Source organism: Microbacterium sp., assembly GCF_011620715.1.
Classification (GTDB): domain Bacteria; phylum Actinomycetota; class Actinomycetes; order Actinomycetales; family Microbacteriaceae; genus Microbacterium.
On the sequence record NZ_WOYP01000067.1, the window covers coordinates 75,656 to 95,592 of the forward strand.

Genomic DNA, 19,937 nt, shown 5'->3' on the forward strand with positions numbered 1-19,937 from the left:
ACGGTCACGCGCCGGTGAGCCCCTGTCGCGCGAGCCAACCGCGGATGCTGTCGCTCCAGCGCTCCTGGTCGTAGTTCCACAGCTTCGTGTGGCGAGCGACTTCGAACACCGGCATCTCGACGAGATCGGGTCGCGCCACGACGAGATCGTGGGAGGCGTGCGATGGCACGAATTCATCGTCGTCGCTGTGCAGGATCAGGATCGGATGCCGCAGCTCGGCAGCCCGCGCTACGACATCGAGCCGATCGAACGGAATGGCCGCACCGGCGCCGGTCATCGGGGTGGCCCACTCGGTCTGCAGCGCTCCGATGGCGAGCCCGGTCACCGCTGCGGGCAGCCGCAGGAGCTTCGCCTGGTGCCCGAGCACGATTCGCCAGTCCACGACCGGCGACTCCAGGATCAGCCCGGCGAGCGCGTCGCGGTGGGCCGAGTTGAGCTCGAGCTGAAGTGCGATCGCACCGCCCATCGACCAGCCCATCAGCAAGATGCGCCGTGCACCGTGGCGCCGGGCGAATCCCACTGCGGCATCGACGTCCCGCCACTCGGTCGCGCCGAGCGCGTATGTCCCTGCCCGGCTGCGCGGGGCATCGCCGTCGTTCCGGTAGGAGACCACGAGCGTGGTGATGCCCAGCGAGTCGAACACCGGAACCGCGCGCAGGCATTCGGCGCGGGTCGTGCCGCGTCCGTGCACCTGGATCACCCAGACCTGACCGTCACCCGCGGGAAACAGCCAGGCCGGACAAGGCCCCACGGCAGACCCGATGAGCTCCGAGGTGAACGGGATGTGCAGCTCTTCGGGGTGGTCGTAGTACCAGCCGCTGAAGGCCGCGTCGGCCGAGATCCGCGTCTGCGCGCCGATCTGGGTGAGGAGCTTGCGCTTGACACTGGTGGCGTCCTCGGCGAGGACGGAGCCGAGCTTGAAGTAGCTCTCCGTGCCGCTGGTGAACAGCCCATACCTGCCGGGCAGCTCGGTATCGGCCGTGCGGCCCAGCGTGATGGTCTGCGCGCCGGTGTCGAGGGCGAGGATGCGGGTGTCGGGCGTGCGCACGGCGGGGGTCACGACCCGCCGAGCCACGCGCAGCGATACGACGGCGAGAGCGGACAGCGTGAGGCCGAGGGCGGCGCTCAACACGGCCAGGGCAGCCCTCACTCCGGCCAGGAGTGCGGGAGAGGGGGCAGGCATCGCGGCGCGCCTGGAGTCGACCATCGAGACCCCACTCTAGTCTTTCGGCGTGGCAGACCTTCGTCCTCCGAGTGCGCCGCCGTTGTTCGAGCGTGCGGCAGCTGAGGTCCGTGCGACCGCATTCCGGGGTGACCTGTCGGTTCGCGAGATCCCTGCGCCCGCGGGACTCGCACCGGATTGCCTGGCGCTGGCGGGCGATGTGCGGCCCGAGGAGCACGGCCTGGACTCTCCGTACGGGACCGGGCGGTTCATCCTGCTGCACGACCCCGACGAGCCTGCGCCGTGGAACGGCCCGTGGCGGATCGTCTGCTTCGCGCAGGCCCCGCTCGAGCCCGACATCGGCATCGATCCCATGCTCGCGGACGTGGCGTGGTCGTGGCTGATGGACGCGCTGGGTTCGCGTCGCGCGCAGTTCCACTCGGCGTCGGGAACGGCCACCAAAACGCTGTCCAAGGGATTCGGCTCGCTCGCCGCCGAAGGAGACGGCGCGCAGATCGAGCTGCGGGCGTCGTGGTCACCGTCGGGCCCGACCGCCCCCCACGTCGAAGCGTGGTCTGAGCTGGTCTGCATGCTGGCCGGCCTGCCGCCGGGTTCCGAGCAGATCGCCGTGCTCGGCTCACGCAGGGCTGCGCGTGACTGAATACACCGTCATCACGGATGCCGAGGGACTGGCCGACGCCGTGCAGAAACTGGCGGCCGGAACCGGACCCGTCGCGGTCGATGTCGAGCGCGCATCCGGGTTCCGCTACTCGCAGCGCGCCTATCTCGTGCAGGTCTTCCGTCGTGGCTCCGGGGTGTTCCTGTTCGATCCGCCCGCGGTCGGCGACTTCACCGCCCTGCAGGATGCTATCGGCGACGAGGAGTGGGTGCTCCACGCGGCGAGTCAGGATCTGCCGTCGTTGCGCGAACTCGGCCTCGAGCCGGTCACGCTGTTCGACACCGAGCTGGCCGCACGTCTGCTGGGCCACGCGCGGGTGGGCCTCGGAGCGGTCGTGGCGGATACTCTCGGCATCGTTCTGGCCAAGGCCCACTCGGCCTCCGACTGGTCCACCCGGCCACTCCCCCAGTCCTGGCTGGAGTATGCCGCGCTCGATGTCGACTACCTCGTCGACGTGCGCGATGCGCTCGTTGCAGAGCTCGCCGCGCAGGGCAAGACCGACTATGCCGCGGAGGAGTTCCGCGCCGTGCTCGACCGCACGCCGAAGCCGGCCCGGGAGGACCCGTGGCGCCGCCTGAGTGGTCTGCACGCCGTTCGCGGGCGCAAGGCACTCGCGGTCGCGCGCGAGCTGTGGACCGCGCGTGAGGACTACGCCCGCGAGCAGGACATCGCGCCCGGGCGCCTCGTCCCCGACCGCGCGCTGGTAGCGGCCCTGCTCGCCGATCCGAAGACCAAGCAGGAGCTCGCGCAGGTGAGGGAATTCACCGGCCGCGCAAGCCGGAGCCAGCTGGATCGGTGGTGGGCGGCTTTCGAGGCGGGGCGCGCCGCCACCGATCTTCCGCTCGAGCGCGCGCCCGGCGGCGAATCCATCCCGCCCGCTCGCGCGTGGGCGGACCGCAACCCCGCGGCCGACGCCCGGTTGAAGGCGGCCCGTCCCGCCGTGGAGGCGCTCGCCGAAGAGCTCCAGATGCCGACCGAGAACCTCATCACGCCCGACCTCCTGCGCCGGGTGGCCTGGACGCCGCCCGAGCCGCTGAGTGCGGCATCCGTCGGCGAATTCCTCGCCGAACTCGGCGCCCGACCGTGGCAGATTGCGCAGACTTCGCAGCTGATAGCGGATGCCTTCGTGCAATCAGCGCAATCGGCGCAATCAGTGCAAGGCCCGCATCCCGGCCCGGACAACCCTTCGTAGATCGGCTGCGCTTCGATGTCGGAGCGAGTCGCTAGGCGTCGCGGACCTCGTCATGCTGCGTGGTTCTGACGCCGGTCAGCCAGTCGGGGTGCTGCTCGGTGGGCCGGGCTACCGGGATCCGGGTGCCGAGCACCTGGGAGACGACGTCCTGTGCGATCTTCGCGGGCGTGAGACCGGCATCCTCGAGGATCTGCTCGCGAGTCGCGTGATCGATGAACTCGTCGGGAAGGCCTAGCTCGTCGACCGCGGTGTCGACGTTGGCCTCGCGGAGCACCTGGCGAACGCGCGTGCCGATCCCGCCGACGCGGATGCCGTCTTCGATCGTGATGACAAGGCGATGGGATGCGGCGAGTTCGATGATCGACGGCTGCACCGGGATGACCCAACGGGGGTCCACCACGGTGGCGCCGATCCCCTGGGCGCGGAGTCGGTGCGCGACGTCGACCGCGATGTGCGCCATCGGGCCGATGCCGACGATGAGCACATCCTGCGCGTCCGAACGGACGAGGACATCGACGCCGTCGCTCAGCCGCTCGAGAGCGGGCAGGGTGGGGCTGACCGATCCCTTGGGGAAGCGGATCACCGTCGGTGCATCATCGACCGCGACGGCTTCGCGCAGCTCTTCCTGCAGGCGCTCCGCGTCGCGCGGCACAGCGATGCGGATGTGCGGGACGATCTGCAGCATCGCGAGGTCCCAGATGCCGTGGTGGCTGGGGCCGTCGGGCCCGGTCACCCCGGCTCGGTCCAGGACGAACGTGACGCCGGCGCGATGCAGGGCGACATCCATCATGACCTGGTCGAATGCCCGATTCATGAAGGTGGCGTAGATCGCGACGACCGGATGCAGGCCGCCGTATGCGAGTCCGGCTGCCGCAGCCACCGCGTGCTGCTCGGCGATGCCGACGTCGTAGACGCGGTCGGGGAAGCGCTGCGCGAACGGCAGGAGGCCCGTGGGGCGCAGCATCGCCGCAGTCACGCCGATCACATCCGGACGGTCCTCCCCCACCGCGACGAGCTCCTGGGCGAACACGTCCGTCCACGCCGTCGCGGGGAAGCTTCCGACCGGCTCGCCCGAGAGCGGGTCGATGCGACCGACCGCATGGAACTGATCGGCCTCGTCATCGCGAGCCGGCTGATAGCCGCGACCCTTCTCGGTGATCGCGTGCACGATCACCGGAGCACCGAAGTCCTTGGCCAGTTCCAGCGTCTCGATGAGCATCGGCAGGTCGTGGCCGTCGACCGGGCCGAGATACTTGATGTCGAGGTTCGAGTACAGTGCCGCGTTGTTCGTGAACCGAGACAGGAAGCCGTGCGTTCCTCCGCGTACGCCCCGGTAGAACGCCCGGGATGCCGGACCGAGCTTGCCGAAGAGCGAGTCCGAACTCCGATGGAGCGTGCGATAGCTCTCAGCGGTGCGCACGCGGTTGAGGTACCGGGCCATGCCGCCGATCGTCGGTGCATACGACCGGCCGTTGTCGTTCACGATGATGACCAGATTGCGGTCGTTGTCGTCGGAGATGTTGTTGAGCGCTTCCCAGGTCATCCCGCCGGTGAGCGCGCCGTCGCCGACGACGGCGACCACGTGGCGGTCCTTGCGGCCGGTGCGTGTGAGTGCGCGCGAGACGCCGTCGGCCCAGCTCAGCGAGCTGGACGCATGCGAGGACTCCACCACGTCGTGCGGACTCTCTGAGCGCTGCGGGTAGCCGGCCAGGCCTCCTCGAGACCGCAGCCCGCTGAAGTCCTGGCGGCCGGTCAGCAGCTTGTGCACGTAGGACTGGTGGCCCGTGTCGAAGATCATCGGATCGTCCGGCGAGTCGAAGACCCTGTGCATCGCGATCGTCAGTTCAACCACGCCGAGGTTCGGACCGAGGTGCCCGCCGGTGCGGGAGACGTTCTCGATCAGGAAGGCGCGGATCTCCCCGGCGAGCTGCGCCAGCTGTTCCGGTGTCAGCGCGTCGAGGTCGCGGGGGCTCGAGATCGACGACAGCAACGACATCCAGGCTCCTTCTTGTGCGCCCGCAGTGGGCCTGGCAAGTCTACCTGCGGCGGATACGACGAAGGGGCGGGGCGCTCTGGCCCGGCCCCTTCGTCGCAGTTCTCAGACGAGCGAGCGCAGCACGTACTGAAGGATGCCGCCATTGCGGTAGTAGTCCGCTTCACCGGGCGTATCGATGCGAACGACCGCGTCGAACTCGATCGTGGCCTTGCCGGGCTCCGAGAACTCGCTCGGCGCCGCCGTGACGTGCACGGTCTTGGGCGTGACGCCCTCGTTGAGCTGCCCGAGCCCCGAGACGGAGACGATCTCGGTGCCGTCCAGACCGAGCGAGGCCCAGGTGGCCCCGGCGGGGAACTGCAGCGGCACCACGCCCATGCCGATCAGGTTCGAGCGGTGGATGCGCTCGAAGCTCTCGGTGATGACGGCCTTGACGCCCAGCAGGCTCGTTCCCTTGGCCGCCCAGTCGCGTGACGATCCGGAGCCATACTCCTTGCCGCCGAAGATGACGAGCGGTATGCCGCCGGCCTGGTAGTTCTGGCTCGCATCGTAGATGAACGACCGCGGTCCGCCCTCCTGGGTGAAGTCGCGCGTGTAGCCGCCTTCGACACCGTCCAGCAGCTGGTTCTTGAGGCGGATGTTCGCGAAAGTCCCGCGGATCATGACCTCGTGGTTGCCGCGACGGGAACCGTAGGAGTTGTAGTCTTTGCGGCTCACCCCGTGGGCATCGAGATACTGTCCGGCCGGGCTGTCGGCCTTGATGTTGCCGGCCGGGCTGATGTGGTCGGTGGTGACAGAGTCGCCGAGCGTGGCCAGGACCCTGGCGCCGACGATGTCGGTGACCGGACTCAGCTCCATGGTCATGCCATCGAAGTACGGGGGCTTGCGCACGTACGTCGAGTCGGCATCCCACTCGAACACGTCACCGGTCGGGGTGGGCAGGGTCCTCCATCGCTCGTCACCTTCGAACACGCTCGCGTACTGATGCGTGAACATGTCCTTGTTGATCGACGAGTCGATCGTGGACTGCACCTCTGCGGCATCCGGCCAGATGTCCTTCAGGAACACGTCGTTTCCGGCCTGGTCCTGTCCGAGCGGATCCGTCTCGAAGTCGAAGTTCATCGAACCGGCCAGCGAGTACGCGATCACCAGCGGCGGGCTGGCGAGGTAGTTCATCTTGACGTCGGGGTTGATCCGCCCCTCGAAGTTGCGGTTTCCGGAGAGGACGGCGGTTACCGCGAGGTCGTTCTGCTGGATCGCCGCCGAGACCTCTTCGATGAGGGGGCCGGAGTTGCCGATGCAGGTCGTGCAGCCGTAGCCCACCGTGTAGAAGCCGAGGTCTTCGAGGTCCTGGGTCAGTCCGGCCTTCTCGTAGTAGTCGGTGACGACCTTCGACCCGGGGGCGAGGGTCGTCTTGACCCACGGCTTGGCCTTGAGGCCCTTCTTGACCGCGTTGCGGGCGAGGAGCCCCGCGGCGAGCATGACGGAGGGGTTCGAGGTGTTGGTGCACGAGGTGATCGCGGCGATCGTGACGGCGCCGTGGTCGAGAGTGAACTTCTCGCCGTCGGGCATGATCACCGGCGTCGGCTTGGACCCCTTGGCGGGAGCGTGGCTGTGGTCGTGGTGCTCATGGGTGTTGTATTCGTCTTCGGGTGAGTTCGACGGCGGGTCGGATGCCGGGAACGACTCGGAGCCTTCCAGGTCGACGAGGTCGTGCTCGACGTCGGCGTAGTTGGTCAGGTCGCTCGCGAACTGGGTCTTCGCATTCGCGAGGATGATCCGGTCCTGTGGCCGCTTCGGCCCGGCGATCGAGGGCACCACGGTGGACAGGTCGAGTTCGAGGTACTCGCTGTACACGGGCTCCTCGCCGGCGTCGTGCCAGAGCTTCTGCAGCTTGGCGTACGCCTCGACCAGCGCGAGCTGCTGCTCGTCACGACCGGTGAGGCGCAGGTAGTCGATCGTCACCGCGTCGATGGGGAACATCGCCGCGGTCGAGCCGAACTCGGGGCTCATGTTGCCGATCGTCGCGCGGTTGGCCAGCGGCACAGAGGCGACGCCTTCGCCGTAGAACTCGACGAACTTGCCGACGACGCCGTGCTTTCGCAGCATCTCCGTGATCGTGAGCACGACATCGGTCGCGGTGACGCCGGTCGGGATGGCGCCGGAGAGCTTGAAGCCGACGACCTTGGGGATGAGCATCGACACGGGCTGGCCGAGCATCGCCGCCTCGGCTTCGATTCCGCCGACGCCCCAGCCGAGGACGCCGAGTCCGTTGACCATCGTGGTGTGCGAGTCGGTGCCGACGCACGTGTCGGGGTAGGCGCGCAGCACGCCGTCGACGCTGCGGTCGTAGATGACCTTCGCCAGGTGCTCGATGTTGACCTGGTGCACGATGCCGGTGCCGGGCGGGACGACCTTGAAATCGTCGAACGCGGTCTGACCCCAGCGCAGGAACTGGTACCGCTCGCCGTTGCGCTCGTACTCGATCTCGACGTTGCGCTCGAGAGCGTTCTCGGTGCCGAACAGGTCGGCGATGACGGAGTGGTCGATGACCATCTCTGCCGGGGAGAGCGGGTTGATGCGCTTCGGGTCTCCCCCGAGCGCCTCGACCGCTTCGCGCATCGTCGCGAGATCGACGATGCAGGGCACACCGGTGAAGTCCTGCATGACGACACGGGCCGGGGTGAACTGGATCTCGGTGTCGGGCTCGGCAGCGGCATCCCACGATCCGAGTGCCTCGATCTGCGCCCTCGTGACGTTCGCGCCGTCCTCGGTGCGGAGCAGGTTCTCCAGCAGCACCTTCAGGCTGAACGGGAGCTTCTCATAACCGGGCACGGAGTCGATGCGGAAGATCTCGTAGTCGGTGCTGCCGACTGTCAGGGTGCTCTTGGCACCGAAGCTGTCAACCGTGGACACGTGTGTCTCCTTCGTCGGCGGCGGAGCGGGCGCACGGCCCGGCACTCCCCATCTTCCCTGTCCCCGGACGCAGTGGCTAGTGAGGTTGGCCTAACTGTTCGGAGGGGATGTTTTTATCTTGATATCAAGATAAATGTATCACCTCGCCGAGGGGGAATAGAGTGCCCTCACGGCGAGCCAGGTGACGGCGACGAGCGGCGCGAACAGCGGAAGTCCCATGATCAGCTTCAGGGTGCCCAGCGCGGTGACGTCACCGGAGAAGTAGAGCGGCAGCTGCACGGCGAGGCGGAACGCGAACAGTCCCGCCCACGAGATCGCGAGCCAGAAGAACACCCGTCGCTTGCGCTTGTCGGCGCGCCAGCGCGTTCCTTCGCTCATCAGGAACCCCACCGCAAGCCCGATCAGGGACCACCCGATCAGGGCCGAGACGAGGAGCGCGGTGCCGTAGACGGCGTTCGTGACGAAGCCGAAGACGAAGTTGTCCTGCCCGCGGCCGGTGAACAGAGCCAGGGCCGCGGCACCGGCGGTCGCGACCAGGCCGCCGATCGCCGCAGCCGGCGGCGACTTGGTGACGAGCCGGATGATGGTGAAGACGGCGGCCAGCCCGACCGACAGGCCCAGCGACAGCCACAGATTGCCGGTCTGCGTGGTGCGGTCGTATGTGACCGTGAAGACAACGACGAAGACGAGGCTCGGCAGGACGGATTCGAGGATGCCGCGCCAGCCGCCCATGGCACGCCACACCACATGCCCGGTCGGTGCGTCCTCCGCCGGATCAAGGCCGGCGCGCTTGGCCGCCTCGCCCAGCGCGGCCCCCACCAGCGCGGATGCCGACGGCGGCGGTGTCAGGGAGGGGGCCGGATCCGGCTCACGATCGGAGCCCGCAGGCGGGGCGCCGGTCACGCTGCGCCCGGGGTCGAGGGCATCCGCAGCGGAATGAGATCGCGAGGGGGCATCGGTGTGCCGCCGCGCACCACGACGATCGACCGGAACAGGTCCTCGACCTGGGCGGCGGCATCCACGTCGGCGGTGGCCGCGCCGCCGATCACGCCGCGCAGGAACCAGCGCGGTCCGTCCACGCCCACGAATCGCGCCAGCCGCTTGCCGGCCGCACCGTCCGCGGCCGCAACGACGGGCACCTCGGCCAGGAGTTCCGGTCCGAGCGGACCCTCGCGCTCCTCGACGCGTCCGCCCTGCTGGCGGATCTGCGCGCGGATCTGCTCGCGCGTCTCCTCCCACAGGCCGATGGTGCGAGGCGCCGCGAACGGCTGCACCTGCAGCGTGGAGTCGACGTAGTCGAGGCCGACCGCGACGATCCGCTTGGTCTGCTCCTCAACCTCCAGTCGCAGGTTGAGTCCGTCGCGCGGCAGTATCTTGATCCCGCCGAGGTCGATGTAGGGCCGGACCGGGTTCGCCTCGGACTCGTCGAAGGGTCCCGCTGTCGCCCGGTCTTCAGGGGCGTCGGGCAGCGGTGCGTCCGTGGGTGTTGCGTCGGTCATTCCTGCGCTCCGTTCCTTGGTCTTTTCGGTCGCGGGGAGATCCCCTCGAGGACGCTCGTCGGCGGCTACGCCGCGCCCCCGTGGTAACCCGTCGAGCCGAATCCGCCGTCCCCGCGGGCGCTGTCGGGAAGCTGCTCGACCGGAATGAAGTTGGCGCGCGACACCGGCATGACGATCAGCTGTGCGATGCGGTCTCCGATTCCGATTTCGTATGGCTCGCGGGCATCGGTGTTCAGGAGCGTCACCTTGAGCTCGCCACGGTACCCCGCGTCGACCGTGCCGGGACTGTTGACGATCGTGATCCCGTGCTTGGTGGCCAGACCGCTGCGCGGCACCACGAAGGCGACGTAGCCGTCCGGGAGCGCGATGCGCACCCCGGTGCGGACGAGCGCGCGCTCCCCGGGTTCCAGTCGCAGGGCCTCGGCGGAGACGAGATCGGCCCCTGCGTCGCCGGGATGCGCATAAGCCGGAACGTCGGGGGCGATAATGAGGACGTCCACAGTTTCCATCACGCAACGAGGGTAATGCAGAAGACAGTGAGCAGTATCCGTAGCGGTGCCGCCGTCCTCTACCGCGAGCGGCTGAGCCCGTCGCTCTGGGTGATCGTGAGCGCGGCTGTCGCCGCCCCGATGGCGGCGCTGGTGGTGGCGCCGATCGACACCACACTCGCGCTGGTCGCCGGAGCGGTTGTCGGCGTCGCGATCGTGGCGTTCCTCATCGCCGGCTCCCCTACCGTGGCGATAAGTGATGGTGTGCTCACGGCGGGTCGCGCCCACATCGACGTGGCCTTCACGGGTGAGGTCGTCGTGCTCACCGGCGAGGAGGCGCGGCACGCACGCGGACCGGGACTTCAGCCTCGCTCGTGGCATGTGATCCGCGGTGGGATCGACGGTATCGTCATCGTCGCGATCACCGACCCCGACGATCCCGCGCCATCATGGGTGATCTCCACGAGGACTCCGGACCGGCTTGCCGCAGCCCTGCGTAGGGCGCAGGCTACGCCGCGCACTCCGAGCAGATAGGTCCACCGGCGTCCTCGTGGTCCAGCTGCGAGCGGTGCTTGACCAGGAAGCAGTTCACGCACGTGAACTCGTCTTCCTGCGCGGGCAGCACCACGACGTCCAGCTCGAGGTCGGACAGGTCCGCCCCGGGCAGTTCGAAACCCGAGGGGTTGTCCGCGTCCTCCACGTCGACGGAGCCCGACAGCTTGTCGGGCACGCGCTCCTTCAGAGCCTCGATCGACTCGCTGTCGTCTTCGGTCTTGCGGGGGGCGTCGTAATCCGTGGCCATGCGTAAAAGTCTCAACTTCCGGGGAATATAGGTGGTGCGCTGACCCTGTCGGGCGGCGATAGTTTGCATGACCTGAACCCTTTTCGCAAATGCGCGATTGGTCCGGGGCCCGCGCTGCCGTGAAACTCGCGGCGCGCGCCGGATATTCCCGGCACGAGGCGACCCCTGTGACAACATGGGCGCAACCGCTGGATCGGAGGGGCGTTTCGCATGGAACAGCTCAAAATCATCGGAACCGAAGACGATGTCCTCGTCCTGGTCACCGAGTCGGGTGATCGGTTCTCACTGGCCGTCGACGACGTGTTGCGCATCGAGTTGCGCAAGGCGCGCAGGGATCGCGACGGCGACCCGCAGGTCGTTCGCCCGAGCCCGCGAGAGATCCAGATGCACATCCGCGCCGGAATGTCGGCCGACGAGGTCGCGGCTCTTCTCGGCGCGCGCGTCGAGGATGTCGCCCGCTTCGAGGGACCTGTGCTGGCCGAGCGCGAACACGTCGTCAGCCAGGCCCTCGCGGTGCCCGTTCTGCTCGGCGCCGAACTCGATCCCGACGTGCACCCGACATTCGGCGGCGCCGTGCGCGCCAAGCTGGCCGAGGCCGGCGCCTCCGGCGAACGCTGGACGAGCTGGAAGGAACCGACCGGCTGGGTCGTCAAGCTCGAGTTCTCCGCGAATCAGGTGGATCATGATGCGCGCTGGGGGTTCGATCCACGTCGCAGCACCCTGTCGCCGCTGAACGCCGACGCGATTCAGCTCTCGCGGCAGGGTTCGCTCCCGGAAGGCCTTATCCCCCGCCTGCGTGCGCTCGATTCTGCCTCCGCGAAGGACGACACGCGTTTCGACAGCGGTGCGTTCGGCCCGCGGCGCATGCCGGATGCCGACCTCGAGTCGCCCGATCTTCGGGAGCCGGTCGCACCTGCCGTGCAGGAGGCGGCGATGAAGCGGGCCAGCGCGCCCGCAGTCACCTCGTCCGAGACGGCGGATCTGCTGGAGGCGCTGCGACGTCGGCGCGGTCAGCGCGAACCACTCCCCGGATCTGAGGAGCTGGCGCCCACGCGCAATCACGCCCCCGTCGCGCTGTTCGATGCGCTCGAGCCGGGCTACGACGAGACTCCGCGCGACCTCCACGACGAGACGGAGAGCGAGATCGCGCAGGCCGCGGCCGCCGAGGCGTCTGGGCGGCGCAAGGGCCGCACCTCGATGCCGTCGTGGGATGAGATCGTGTTCGGAGCCCGCACCGACGACTGAGGAGGCTCAGGCGAATGCCCCCAGGCGGATCAGCGGAACGGTGCGCTCCTCGTTCGTGAGGGAGCCGTGCTGGCCGACCATGCGCTGGGCGCCCTTGTCGTCCAGCCGATCGTCGTAGTAGGCGATGCCCGACCGCGCGGCGACGATCACGTCGCCGATGCGCGGAAGCACGGGCGAGGCCACCGGCCCGAACAGGTGCGCCGCCACCGCCTCGTCGCGGGACAGCACCCAGGATCGGGAGGCCTCTGCGTTCTGCCATCGGGCCAGCAGGTCCGCTCCAGCGCCGTTCTCGGCGTAGAGGTGCAGCATCCGCGGCTCGCCGCCGATGTGACGGACACCGTCGAGGAGGTCGCTTCCCTCCTCCAAGAGCACATGGCGGTGGCGGGGAACATCGATCATCCCGTGGTCCGCGGTGACGAGCGCGCCCGTGCCGGGTGCGAGCGCGCCCGCAAGCGCACGAGTCGCGGCATCCACCCGCTCCAGCTCGGCGACCCACTCGCCGGACTGCCAGCCGCGCTTGTGGCCGATCGCGTCGAGGGCGGGTGAGTAGACGTAGATGAATGCACCCGGATGCCGCACCGCGAGGTCGGCGGCGACGCGCACGCGCTCGGCGATGTCCGGTGCGGCGACGAACTGCGCGCCGCGCATCGTCGCGTGCGTGAATCCGGTGCCCGCGTACTCGGGCTCCGACACGATGAAGCAGGGTCGCCCGGAGGTGGCCCATCGCTCGGTGAGCGGCTGTGCGCGCTGAAATGACGGGTCCAGGCCGTCGGTGTCCCATCCCCGCAGCTGATTGAGGACCTCGTCGGTGTCCGGAACGAGGGCGCGATAGCCGACGATGCCGTGCTCGCCGGGCGCGGCCCCGGTCAGCAGACTCGTCAGGGCGGACGCCGTCGTCGAAGGGAAGACCGTGCGGACGAGGTCCCTCTTGGACCCGGCGGACGAGAGGAACCGGGCGTGGCCCGAGCGCGCCGCGAGGTTGTGGGCGCCCAGCCCGTCGACGACGAGGACGATCGCACTCCGGGCCGGCGCGAACCACTGCGATGTGCCGTCCAGAGCTGCGAGCATCTGGGGAACGACACCGGTGAGGCTCCGGGCTCGCGGCGGCTCCGCGGGTAGGCTGAGGGACATCGGGGCCAGTCTCGCACACCCGCGGGAACCGCTCCCCGACCGCTCCCACAGACGCCGTCACCCGAGGCCAGATCGCTATGCCCGCAGCGCCCACCGATTCCTCTCCCGACGCAGAGGAGCGCATCGAAGACGTCGACGTCTCGACCGAGATGCAGGGGTCCTTCCTCGAGTACGCCTACTCGGTCATCTACTCGCGCGCGCTGCCCGATGCGCGCGACGGACTGAAGCCCGTCCAGCGCCGCATCCTTTACCAGATGGCCGACATGGGGCTGCGCCCCGACCGCGGTCACGTGAAGAGCGCTCGTGTCGTCGGCGAGGTCATGGGCAAGCTGCATCCCCACGGCGATGCGCCCATCTACGATGCGCTCGTCCGTCTCGCGCAGTCGTTCTCCCTGCGCGTACCGCTCGTGGACGGCCACGGCAACTTCGGGTCGCTCGACGACGGCCCCGCCGCGCCGCGGTACACGGAGGCACGCCTGGCGCCGGCGGCGCTCGCCCTCACCGAGAACCTCGACGAGGATGTCGTCGACTTCATCCCGAACTACGACGGGCAGTTTCAGCAGCCCGCCGTCCTCCCGGCTGCCTACCCGAACCTCCTGGTGAACGGGGCGACCGGCATCGCCGTCGGCATGGCCACCAACATGGCGCCGCACAACCTCATTGAAGTCGTCTCCGCCGCGATCCATCTGCTGGACCACCCCGAGGCGACCGTCGAAGAGCTGATGGACTTCGTGCCCGGGCCCGACTTTCCCTCCGGTGGCATCGTGATGGGCCTGGAAGGCGTCAAGGACGCGTACACGCGAGGGCGCGGCGCGTTCAAGGTGCGCGGCAAGGTCTCGGTCGAGTCGCTCGGTCCCCGTCGCACCGGTCTGGTCGTGACTGAGCTGCCCTATCAGGTGGGCCCCGAGCGGGTCATCGAGAAGATCAAGGATGCGGTCCAGGCCAAGCGCCTGACCGGCATCGCCGATGTCACCGACCTGACCGATCGCAACCACGGCCTGCGTCTCGTGATCGGCATCAAGACCGGGTTCGACCCGCAGGCCGTGCTGGACCAGCTGTACCGGCTGACCCCGCTCGAGGACTCGTTCAGCATCAACAACGTCGCGCTCGTCGAGGGACAGCCCCAGACACTGGGCCTCAAAGAGCTGCTCCGGGTCTACATCGACCACCGCATCCAGGTCGTCACGCGGCGCAGCCGCTTCCGGCTCGCGCGGCGCCGGGAGCGTCTTCACCTGGTGGAGGGACTCCTGGTGGCGATCCTCGACATCGACGAGGTCATCCAGGTCATCCGCACCTCCGACGACAGCGAGCAGGCCCGCGCACGGCTGCGCGATGTCTTCGACCTCAGCGAAGTGCAGGCAGAGTACATCCTCGAACTGCGACTGCGCCGCCTCACCAGGTTCTCCCGCATCGAGCTCGAGAGCGAGCGCGACGCCCTCACGGCGGAAATCGCCGAGCTCGAGCAGCTGCTCGGCAGTGAGGCGCTGATCCGCGCGCAGGTCGCCCGCGAGCTCGAGGCCGCCTCCGATGCGTACGGGACGCCGCGGCGCACGCTGCTGATGAATGCCAAGCCTGCAGCTCCCCGCCCCACGCGCGGCGCCCCCGCACCCGACCTGCAGATCGCGGACGCGCCGACGGTCGTCGTGCTCTCCACGACCGGGCGCGCGGTGCGGGTCGACCTGGTCGAAGGGCAGGAGCTGGCGGCTCCCGCGCGCCGCAGCAAGCATGACGCCGTCCAGGCGACCGCGGCATCGACCAGCCGCGGCGAGCTCGGAGCGGTCACGACCGCGGGCCGCGTGCTGCGGTTCTCCCCGGTCGACCTGCCCTCCGTGCCGCCGGCCTCGGTGCAGCTGGCCGCCGGGGTGATCCTGCGCGACTACCTGGGGATCACCGACAAGAGCGAGCGCGTCCTCGCGCTCATCCGGTTCGACGACACCACCCCGCTCGCGCTCGGCACCCGCCAGGGCGTGGTCAAGCGGATCGTGCCCGCCACGCTGCCGCCCAAGCCCGAACTCGAGATCATCGGGCTCAAGCCGGGCGATGCCGTCGTGGGCGCGGCGGCGGCGTCTGACACCGCGGAGGTCGTGTTCGTCACGAGCGACGCGCGGCTGCTGCATTTCGCCGCCTCGGCGGTGCGCCCGCAGGGTCCGCCCGCCGGCGGTATGGCCGGCGTGAATCTGTCGACGAACGCGAGCGTCGTCTTTTTCGGCGCAGTCGACAGCGGCGGCGAGATCGTCGCCGTCACCATCTCGGGAGCCGAGGGCGTACTGCCCGGCATCGATCCGGGGCGCATAAAGGTCTCGAGGTTCGAGGAGTTCCCCGGCAAGGGCAGAGCCACCGGCGGCGTGCGGGCGCACGCGTTCCTCAAGGGCGAAGATCGGCTGACCCTGGCCTGGGTCGGCTCAGCGAACGCGAGGGCCGTGGGCACGGACGGCGCTGCGCGCGCGCTGCCGGAGGCGAATGCGAAGCGTGATGGTTCGGGTCAGCCGCTCGACGCGGCGATCGGCTCGATCGGCGGAACGCTGGTCTGACCAGGACCGTGCGGCTATGCGTCGATCGCCTCACGGGACAGCCGATCCGAGGACTCGACGATGAACTCGCGGCGCGGAGCCACCTCATTGCCCATCAGCAGCTCGAAAACGCTCCCAGCCACCTCGGCGTCCTGCAGGCGCACACGGCGCAGCATCCGCCCCGACCGATCCATCGTGGTCGTCGCCAGCTGGTCGGCATCCATTTCGCCGAGGCCCTTGTACCGCTGGACGGGCTCGTGCCAACGGCGGCCCGATTTCGTGACCTTGGCCAGCAGTGTGTGCAGCTCGTCCTCGCTGTACGTGTAGATCGTCTCGTTCGGCTTCGTGCCAGGGTTCATCACGATCACACGGTGCAGAGGCGGCACTGCCGCGAACACACGACCGTCCTCGATGAGCGGGCGCATGTAGCGGAAGAACAGTGTGAGCAGCAGCGTTCGGATGTGCGCGCCGTCGACATCGGCGTCGCTCATCAGGATCACCTTGCCGTACCGCGCGGCGCTCAGGTCGAACGTTCGGCCGGAACCGGCCCCGATCACCTGGATGATGGACGCGCACTCCGCGTTGCCCAGCATGTCGCTGACCGACGCCTTCTGCACGTTCAGGATCTTGCCGCGAATCGGCAGCAGCGCCTGGAACTCGCTGTTTCGCGCAAGCTTGGCGGTACCGAGGGCGGAGTCGCCCTCCACGATGAACAGCTCGGACTGCGCGACGTCGGAGGAGCGGCAGTCGACGAGCTTCGCCGGCAGGGATGAGGATTCGAGCGCGTTCTTGCGACGCTGGGTCTCTTTGTGGGCGCGCGCCGAGATGCGCGCCTTCATCTCGGCGACGATCTTGTCGAGCAGGAGCGCGGTCTGGGCCTTGTCATCGCGGTGGGGCGAGGAGAACCGTGCGGAGAGCTCCTTGCGCACGACCTGCGTGACGATCTGACGCACGGCCGGCGTACCGAGCACCTCTTTGGTCTGCCCCTCGAACTGCGGCTCGGGCAGACGCACCGTCAGCACGGCGGTCAGGCCCGCCATGACGTCGTCCTTCTCGAGCTTCGGCAATCCACCGGAAGCAGGGCCGACCTTCAGGCGCCGGGCGTTCTGCTCCACCTGGGTGCGCAGAACGCGCAGCAGTTCCTGATCGAAGCCCTGCTGGTGGGTGCCGCCTTTCGGCGTCGCGATGATGTTCACGAAAGAGCGGGTGATCGTGTCGTAGCCGGTCCCCCACCGCACGGCGATGTCCACCTGGCACTCCCGCTCGAGTTCGGTCGGCACCATGGCGCCGTTCGGCTGCAGCACGGGAACGGTCTCGGTGAAGGTGCCGGAGCCGGTCAGGCGCCACGTGTCGGTGATCGCGGCATCCGTCGCGAGATACTCGGCGAACTCGGAGATGCCGCCGTCGAAGCGGAACGAGGTCTCATTGTGCTCCTGATGGCGCTGGTCGCGCACGACGATCTCAAGACCCGGAACGAGGAAAGCGGTCTGCCGGGCACGGGTGGCGAGCTCATCGAGCTGGAACGCCGCATCCTTCGTGAAGATCTGCCGGTCGGCCCAGTACCGGATGCGGGTGCCGGTGACCCCGCGCGGGGCTCTGCCCTTCACGCGCAGCTCGCTGCGCAGCACGAAGGGCGTGAAGGGCGAGTCGGGTGACGGCTCGCCCTTGTCGGCGAACACCCCGGGCTCGCCGCGGTGGAAGGACATCGCCCAGGTCTTGCCGCCGCGATCGACCTCGACGTCGAGCCGCTCGGACAGAGCGTTCACGACCGAGGCGCCCACTCCGTGCAGGCCGCCCGACGCCGCGTAGGAACCCCCGCCGAACTTGCCGCCGGCGTGCAGTTTCGTGAAGACGACCTCGACCCCTGACAGCCCCGTGCGGGGCTCGATGTCGACCGGGATCCCGCGACCGGTGTCGTGCACCTCGACACTGGCATCGGCATGCAGGATGATGTCGATGCGCTTGCCGTTGCCGGCCAGGGCTTCATCGACCGCGTTGTCGATGATCTCCCAGACGCAGTGCATGAGACCCCGGGAATCGGTCGAGCCGATGTACATGCCGGGACGCTTGCGGACCGCCTCGAGCCCCTCGAGCACCTGCAGGTGATGGGCGGAATACTCGGAGGTCACAATCCTCAAGATTATCGCCGGATGCCGACACCCCCGCGCACAGACACGGGTCTCGGATCCGCGTACGCGGTGAGCGAAATGTCATGCCATCGCGCCATTCTCGTAACGAACGCGTGGTTGTATGTGATGGACCCGACAGGGCGAACGAGATGCGAGCGACGCTTACGAGGAGGACCTGAGATGACCGCGCTATCCACCCCCACCGAGCCCGCCGTTCTCGAATACCGCCTGACGGCGCTTGATCGTTGCGACTCGTGCGGGGCCCAGGCCTACATCGCGGCCGAGGTCAACGGCAGTGAGTTGCTGTTCTGTGCCCACCACGGCCGCAAGTACGAAGAGAAGCTGCGCGCGATGGCGACCAGCTGGCACGACGAGACGGCCCGGCTGCTCGAGTCCGTCTGATCACTCGCCGCGGTACACCCGCGGCACGAGCGGTGAGACGCGGACGAGGATCTCCTCGCCCACCGTCCCGATCGTCTCGGCGAGATCCGTCGCCGACGCAGCATCCGGTCCGAAGACGGTGACATCTTCGCCGACGGCGGCGTGCGGCCACGGGGAGACGGTGGTGTGGAACGGGCCGATGTCCTCGACGGCGATGCGGCCCTGCGCAGGCGCGAGCACAGCGTGCCGCGCCAGCGACGAGGGCAACCCGTGCAGGGCGCCCACACCGATGCTGACCGCGTGGTCGGCGACGTGCGTCACCGGCGCGAGAAGCGTGGCGACGGGACGGACTCCGAGATCCGCCTCCGCAGGGCCCCCCGCCGAACGCACGCCGTAGCAGAAGGCGCCCACCCGGACGAGGTCGTACCGGAACTGCGGCCGTGCGAACGACGCGGCGCTGGCGGCGAGATGACGCACCTCGAGCGCGAAACCGGCGTCTTCAGCCGCACGGACCGCCTCGTCGAAGATGCCGCGCGCAGCGTCGTCCTCCTGATCGCTCGCCTCGGCGAGGTGGCTCCACACGCCCACGACCCGAATCCGTCCCGCCCGCTCGAACGCACGTGCCCGATCGACCACCATGGGCCAGTCCTCGGGCCGGATGCCGTTTCGGTGCAGTCCGGTGTCGATCTTGAGATGAACCCGCGCCGTCTCCTCGCTCGCACCGGCGACCGCGGCGACGTCGTCGAGGAACTCGGCGTCGCCGACACCCAGGTCGATGTCAGACGACAGCGCATCCGCGATCTGGTCTCGGCCCACCGTGAGCCACGAGAAGACGCGCGCCCGCGGCCCGGCCGCCCGCCGAGCGCGCAGCGATTCGCGCACATCGAACGCACCGAACCAACCGATGCCTTCGACCACAGCCCGGCGGATGATCTGCTCGAGTCCGTGCCCGTAGGCGTCGTCCTTGACGATCAGCATGAGCTGTGCCGGAGCGACGTGCGCGCGCACGACGGTGAGATTCGCGGCGAAGTCGTCGAGGTCGATCCGCAGCTCCGGTTCGTTCATGCGACGTACTCCCGGTCGTTGCGCAGTCCGATGGCGGTGACGAGCTCGGCGGGGGTCAGACCGGTCGCGGCGCTCCATTCCGCCAGTGTCGGAGAGCCTGGCGCCCCCTCGCCGAAGAAGACGACATCGTCCCCGCGGTGCACGGCATCATGCGACCCGACCTCGACCACGCAGACATCCATCGCGACGCGTCCGATGATCGGATGCCGCTCGCCTGCGATCAGCACCGATGCGGCGTTGCCGAGAGAGCGCACCACCCCCTGCGCATAGCCCCCGGTGATCAGGGCGACCACGGTGTCGCGAGGAGCGCGATACGTGTAGCCGTAGGAGATGCCCTCCCCCGCGCGAAGGCTCTTGAAGCTGAGCACCGTGCCGCGCAGACTCAGCACGGGTGTGAAGCCCGCGGTCAGTCCGTACACGGCTTCTGGCTTGGTTGCTTCGCCCGTCACCTCAAGCAGTGCCGGATCGACTTCGCCGGTCAGGGCCGTTCGGGCGTGCTCGTCGACGAGCAGGCCCGCGGCACCCGCCGCGATCGCCCGGCCCGCCACCACGTTCACGCCATGGCCCCAGGCGTCCGCGCGCACGTCGACGACAGCGCTGCGAGTGCTGGCGACGACGGCACGCAGATTGAGGTCGAGTGCGCCGAGCGAGATCCGCGCCGCGGGTGCGGTGCGTCCCGGCATGCCCGGGCCGCGTGCCGGGCGCCCGCGGATGCCGAAGGTCACGGCATCTAGACTATCCGGGG

17 protein-coding genes are annotated in these 19,937 nt (G+C 68.9%); 6 read left to right on the forward strand and 11 right to left on the reverse strand.

Annotation, left to right across the window (positions count from 1 at the left end; genetic code table 11):
• Positions 1-4: 4 nt before the first annotated feature.
• Positions 5-1,207: an alpha/beta fold hydrolase gene (locus QZV84_RS06435; RefSeq protein WP_292827045.1), complete on the reverse strand. Its 1,203-nt coding sequence runs from the start codon at positions 1,205-1,207 to the stop codon at positions 5-7.
• A gap of 25 nt (positions 1,208-1,232) precedes the next feature.
• Between QZV84_RS06435 and QZV84_RS06440 the strand changes: the two genes are divergently transcribed.
• Both QZV84_RS06440 and QZV84_RS06445 read left to right on the forward strand, forming a co-directional pair.
• Entirely contained in the window at positions 1,233-1,823 is a 591-nt protein-coding gene (locus QZV84_RS06440) for a DUF3000 domain-containing protein (protein ID WP_292827048.1), read from the forward strand.
• On the forward strand, positions 1,816-3,033 hold the full coding sequence (locus tag QZV84_RS06445) for an HRDC domain-containing protein (RefSeq protein WP_292827051.1): 1,218 nt from the start codon (positions 1,816-1,818) through the stop codon (positions 3,031-3,033). The genes QZV84_RS06440 and QZV84_RS06445 overlap by 8 nt, the downstream gene beginning before the upstream one ends.
• A gap of 31 nt (positions 3,034-3,064) precedes the next feature.
• Here QZV84_RS06445 and dxs read toward each other — a convergent pair whose 3' ends face one another.
• The 5 genes from dxs to dut form a co-directional block, all read right to left on the reverse strand.
• On the reverse strand, positions 3,065-5,029 hold the full coding sequence (dxs, locus tag QZV84_RS06450) for a 1-deoxy-D-xylulose-5-phosphate synthase (protein ID WP_292827054.1): 1,965 nt from the start codon (positions 5,027-5,029) through the stop codon (positions 3,065-3,067).
• Between the two features lie 102 nt (positions 5,030-5,131).
• Positions 5,132-7,942: an aconitate hydratase AcnA gene (gene acnA, locus QZV84_RS06455; RefSeq protein WP_292827057.1), complete on the reverse strand. Its 2,811-nt coding sequence runs from the start codon at positions 7,940-7,942 to the stop codon at positions 5,132-5,134.
• A 138-nt stretch (positions 7,943-8,080) separates the two neighbouring features.
• A complete protein-coding gene (locus QZV84_RS06460; protein WP_292827128.1) occupies positions 8,081-8,791 on the reverse strand; it encodes a DUF3159 domain-containing protein in 711 nt (236 codons plus the stop codon).
• A 50-nt stretch (positions 8,792-8,841) separates the two neighbouring features.
• Positions 8,842-9,441 carry a DUF3710 domain-containing protein gene (locus QZV84_RS06465; RefSeq protein ID WP_292827059.1) on the reverse strand — a complete coding sequence of 200 codons (600 nt, stop codon included), beginning with the start codon at positions 9,439-9,441 and terminating at the stop codon, positions 8,842-8,844.
• A gap of 65 nt (positions 9,442-9,506) precedes the next feature.
• Positions 9,507-9,953, reverse strand: a complete 447-nt coding sequence (gene dut, locus QZV84_RS06470) for a dUTP diphosphatase (protein WP_292827061.1) — start codon at positions 9,951-9,953, stop codon at positions 9,507-9,509.
• 24 nt (positions 9,954-9,977) lie between these two features.
• Between dut and QZV84_RS06475 the strand changes: the two genes are divergently transcribed.
• Positions 9,978-10,463 carry a DUF3093 domain-containing protein gene (locus QZV84_RS06475; RefSeq protein WP_363331891.1) on the forward strand — a complete coding sequence of 162 codons (486 nt, stop codon included), beginning with the start codon at positions 9,978-9,980 and terminating at the stop codon, positions 10,461-10,463.
• Here QZV84_RS06475 and QZV84_RS06480 read toward each other — a convergent pair.
• On the reverse strand, positions 10,438-10,731 hold the full coding sequence (locus tag QZV84_RS06480) for a DUF4193 domain-containing protein (protein ID WP_292827065.1): 294 nt from the start codon (positions 10,729-10,731) through the stop codon (positions 10,438-10,440). The two genes, QZV84_RS06475 and QZV84_RS06480, sit on opposite strands and share 26 nt — an antisense overlap.
• 210 nt (positions 10,732-10,941) lie before the next feature.
• On the opposite strand from QZV84_RS06480, the gene sepH reads away from it, so the two are divergent.
• A complete protein-coding gene (gene sepH, locus QZV84_RS06485) occupies positions 10,942-11,976 on the forward strand; it encodes a septation protein SepH (RefSeq protein WP_292827068.1) in 1,035 nt (344 codons plus the stop codon).
• A 6-nt stretch (positions 11,977-11,982) separates the two neighbouring features.
• On the opposite strand, the gene QZV84_RS06490 is transcribed toward sepH, so the two are convergent.
• On the reverse strand, positions 11,983-13,107 hold the full coding sequence (locus tag QZV84_RS06490; protein WP_292827071.1) for a nucleotide pyrophosphatase/phosphodiesterase family protein: 1,125 nt from the start codon (positions 13,105-13,107) through the stop codon (positions 11,983-11,985).
• A gap of 77 nt (positions 13,108-13,184) precedes the next feature.
• Between QZV84_RS06490 and QZV84_RS06495 the strand changes: the two genes are divergently transcribed.
• Positions 13,185-15,638, forward strand: a complete 2,454-nt coding sequence (locus QZV84_RS06495; protein WP_292827074.1) for a DNA topoisomerase IV subunit A — start codon at positions 13,185-13,187, stop codon at positions 15,636-15,638.
• A 14-nt stretch (positions 15,639-15,652) separates the two neighbouring features.
• Here QZV84_RS06495 and QZV84_RS06500 read toward each other — a convergent pair whose 3' ends face one another.
• Positions 15,653-17,746 (reverse strand): DNA topoisomerase IV subunit B, encoded by a 2,094-nt coding sequence (locus tag QZV84_RS06500; RefSeq protein WP_292827078.1) that lies wholly within the window; start codon positions 17,744-17,746, stop codon positions 15,653-15,655.
• Between the two features lie 180 nt (positions 17,747-17,926).
• Here QZV84_RS06500 and QZV84_RS06505 point away from each other — a divergent pair, with 180 nt between their 5' ends.
• Positions 17,927-18,148 (forward strand): hypothetical protein, encoded by a 222-nt coding sequence (locus QZV84_RS06505; protein WP_292827081.1) that lies wholly within the window; start codon positions 17,927-17,929, stop codon positions 18,146-18,148.
• On the opposite strand, the gene QZV84_RS06510 is transcribed toward QZV84_RS06505, so the two are convergent.
• The gene (locus QZV84_RS06510) at positions 18,149-19,192 is read right to left on the reverse strand and encodes an alanine racemase (protein ID WP_292827084.1); all 1,044 of its coding nucleotides are present in this window, start codon (positions 19,190-19,192) and stop codon (positions 18,149-18,151) included.
• Complete coding sequence (locus QZV84_RS06515; protein ID WP_292827087.1) at positions 19,189-19,917, reverse strand: alanine racemase C-terminal domain-containing protein; 729 nt, start codon at positions 19,915-19,917, stop codon at positions 19,189-19,191. The genes QZV84_RS06510 and QZV84_RS06515 overlap by 4 nt, the downstream gene beginning before the upstream one ends.
• Positions 19,918-19,937: the final 20 nt, after the last annotated feature.